The following is a 3,472-nucleotide window of genomic DNA, read 5'->3' on the forward strand; positions in this document are numbered from 1 at the left end:
CGCGGCCCATGACCGGCCGGCGGGTGTTGTGGCGCGCGGTGACGCGCAACCGGTGGCAGCTCGGCACGGGGACCGGCCTGATCAGCCTGCACCAGGTCTGCGAGTCGCTGGTGCCGATCCTCATCGGGGTGATCGTCGACCGGGCCATCGGCCCGGGGGACGGCGGCGCGCTGGTGCTCTGGGTGGCCGCTCTGGCCGGCCTGTTCACCGTGCTGAGCATGGCCTACCGCTTCGGCGCCCGCCGGCTGATGCTCGCCATCGCGGACGAGGCGCACCTGCTGCGCGTCGAAGTGGCCGCCAAGATCATGCACCCGCGCGGGATCAGGACCGACCGCCGTGCCGGTGACCTGCTCACCGTGGCCACGACCGACACCGACAACACCTCCTACCTGCTGGACTACGTGCCGCGCGTCGCGGGGGCGGTGACGGCGACCGTGGTGAGCGCCGTCGCGCTGCTGGTGATCGACGTGCAACTCGGGCTGGCCGTGCTGGCCGGAACCCCCGTGGTGCTCCTCGGGCTCCAGGCCGCCACCCCGCTCATCACCAAGCGGGTCACCGAGCAGCAGGACCTCGCGGGGGAGGCCACCTCGCTGGCGGGCGACCTGGTCAGCGGCGTACGCCCGCTGCGCGGCATCGGCGCGGAGCGCGCGGCGGCCGGCCGCTACGACGAGGTCAGCAGGCGGTCCCTGCGGGCCGCGCTACGCGCGGCGCGCACCCAGGGCGCGTACCTGTCCGCCTCCACGGCCGGCGGCGCGCTCCTGGCCGGCGGCATCGCGATCCTGGCCGGGTGGTTCGCGCTCAACGGGAGGATCACCGTCGGCGAGCTCATCACCGTCATCGGCCTCGCGCAGTTCCTGATGGAGCCCATCGGCACGCTCGCCGTCGTGCCCGGCTGGGTCGCGGAGGCCAGGGCGTCCGCCGACCGTGTCGCCACCGTGCTCGACGCGCCCGCGCTGCTGCCGGAGGGCACGGAGACGCTCGACGCCGGCTCACCCGACCTCGAGCTGCGGGCGCTCAGGTACGGCCCGCTCGACGGGGTCGACCTGCACGTGCGCTCCGGCGAATTCGTCGGCGTGGTGCCCCACCGCTCCGCCGACGGGGAGGCGCTGGTCAGGATCCTGTCCGGCCGGGTGGCGCCCGGAGAGTACGAAGGCGGCGTCCTCGTCGGCGGCACGCACCTGGCGCGCCTCGACCCGGAGCACGCCCGCCGGGCGATGCTGGTGGAACCCCACCTCACGGACCTGTTCACCGGGACCATCGAGGAGAACGTCACCGCGGGCGGCCCGCTGGACGAGACCACGCTGGCCGCCTCCGCCGCCGACCAGGTCGTCTCCGCCCACCCCGACGGCCTCACGCACGTCGTCGCGGAGCGGGGCGCCAGCCTCTCGGGCGGGCAGCGGCAACGGCTGGCGCTGGCCCGCGCGCTCACGGCACGCCCCGCGATCCTCGTCATGCACGACCCCACCACCGCCGTGGACGCGGTGACCGAGCACGAGATCGCCCGCGGCCTGCGCGCCCTGCGCCACCCCGGCTCCGGGGGGCTCACCACCCTGGTCGTGACGAGCAGCCCGGCCCTGCTCGCCATGACGGATCGGGTCGTGGTCCTCGACGGCGGCCGGGTCGCCGCGGAGGGCACCCACGCCGAACTGGCCGTCACCGACGACGACTACAACCGGGCGGTGCTGCGATGACCGGACCAGACAGGCTGCCCGTCGCCGACGCCCGCAGGACCTGGGCGTGGCTGCGGCTCGAACTCCGTGCGCGATGGATCGGCGGCACGCTCGCCGCGCTGGTGGGCGTCGTGGGCGCCGCCGCGTCGGTGGTGCCCGCGTACGCCCTGGGCACCCTCGTGGACCGCGTCAGGGAGCACGCGCCGGTCTCGGCGATCGTGCCCATCGCGGTCGTCATCGTGGCCGCGGCCGTCGCCGGCGGCGCGGCCACCGGCACGGCCACGTACCTGATCGGCCGGGTGTGCGGGCACATGCTCGCGGACCTGCGGGAACGTACGGTGGCCAGGGCGCTCAGCCTGCCCGTCACCACCCTGGAACGGGTCGGCAAGGGAGATCTGCTGTCACGGGTCAGCACCGACGCCGCCTCGATCGGCAAGGCCGCCACCAGCGTGGTCCCCACGATGATCTCCGCCTTCCTGCTGGGCGTGCTGAGCATCGCGGCGATGGCCGGGATGGACTGGCGGCTCGGGCTCGCCGGCGCGGTCGCCGTCCCGCTCTACGTGGCGGCGCTGCGGTGGTACCTGCCGCGGGCGGCGCCGAAGTACGCCGCCGAGCGGCACGCCGTGGCCGGCAACTCGCAACTGCTGGTGGAGAACATGCAAGGTGCGCGCACGGTGCACGCCTACCGGCTGGAGCAGCGCCGGCTGCGCGACATCGGCGACGCCTCGCACCAGGTGCACGACATCTCCCTGTCGGTTTTCACGCTGTTCACCCGTTTTGTCGGCCGGGTCAACCGGGCGGAGTTCTTCGGCCTGGCCGCGATCCTCGTGGTCGGTTTCCTCCTCGTCAGATCGGGAGCCGTCACCGTCGGCCAGAGCGCCGCGGCGGCCGTGCTGTTCCACCGCCTGTTCAACCCCATCGGCATGCTGCTGTTCACGTTCGACGAGTTGCAGGCGGCGGCGGCGAGCCTCGCCCGGCTGGTCGGCGTGGTGGACCTCGCGCCGGACCCCGGCGACGACCCTGACCGCCCCGGCGGGGGCGCGGGCGGGCCGGCCGGCGCCGGGCTGGAGCTGTCAGGCGTGCGCTTCGGTTACGACGGCGGGCCGGAGGTGCTGCACGGCGTCTCCATCAGCCTGCCCGCCGGCGCCCGCGTCGCGCTGGTCGGATCCACGGGTGCGGGCAAGTCCACGCTCGCGGCGATCGCCGCGGGCATCCTGCGCCCCGGCAGCGGCACCGTGTCCGTCGGCGGCGTGGCGCTGCCGCCCGACCGGCTGCGCGCGCACGTCGCGATCATCACCCAGGAGGTGCACGTCTTCGCCGGCCCTCTCATCGAGGACCTGCGCCTGGCCAGGCAGGAGGCGTCGCCGGGCGAGATCGCCTCCGCGCTGTCCGCCGTCGGCGCGCTGGACTGGGCGACGGCCCTGCCCGACGGTCTCGACACGGTGGTCGGCGAGGGCGGCCACGAGCTGACCACCGCCCAGGCCCAGCAACTCGCCCTCGCCCGCCTGATCCTCGTCGACCCGGCGATCGCCATCCTCGACGAGGCCACCGCGGAGGCGGGCAGCCTCGGCGCGCGCACCTTGGAGGAGTCCGCCGCCGCGGCCACCCGGGGACGCACCACCCTGATCGTCGCCCACCGGCTGACCCAGGCCGCCGCCGCCGACCGGGTCGTCGTCCTGGAGCACGGCCGGATCGCGGAGCAGGGCCGGCACGAGGAACTGGTCGCCGCGGGCGGCCGGTACGCGCAGCTCTGGCGTGCCTGGGAGGCGCGCACCCCCACGTCGTCATCACGTTAGGCAGCC

Annotated in this window: 2 protein-coding genes; both read left to right on the top strand. The window is 75.0% G+C overall.

Annotated elements, in window-relative coordinates:
- Positions 1-8: 8 nt before the first annotated feature.
- Entirely contained in the window at positions 9-1,691 is a 1,683-nt protein-coding gene (locus ABGB14_RS07660) for an ABC transporter ATP-binding protein (protein ID WP_347642816.1), read from the top strand.
- Complete coding sequence (locus tag ABGB14_RS07665; protein WP_347642817.1) at positions 1,688-3,466, top strand: ABC transporter ATP-binding protein; 1,779 nt, start codon at positions 1,688-1,690, stop codon at positions 3,464-3,466. The genes ABGB14_RS07660 and ABGB14_RS07665 overlap by 4 nt, the downstream gene beginning before the upstream one ends.
- Positions 3,467-3,472 lie beyond the last annotated feature (6 nt).

Origin of the sequence: Nonomuraea sp. B10E15 (assembly GCF_039871615.1) — a bacterium.
Taxonomy (GTDB): domain Bacteria; phylum Actinomycetota; class Actinomycetes; order Streptosporangiales; family Streptosporangiaceae; genus Nonomuraea.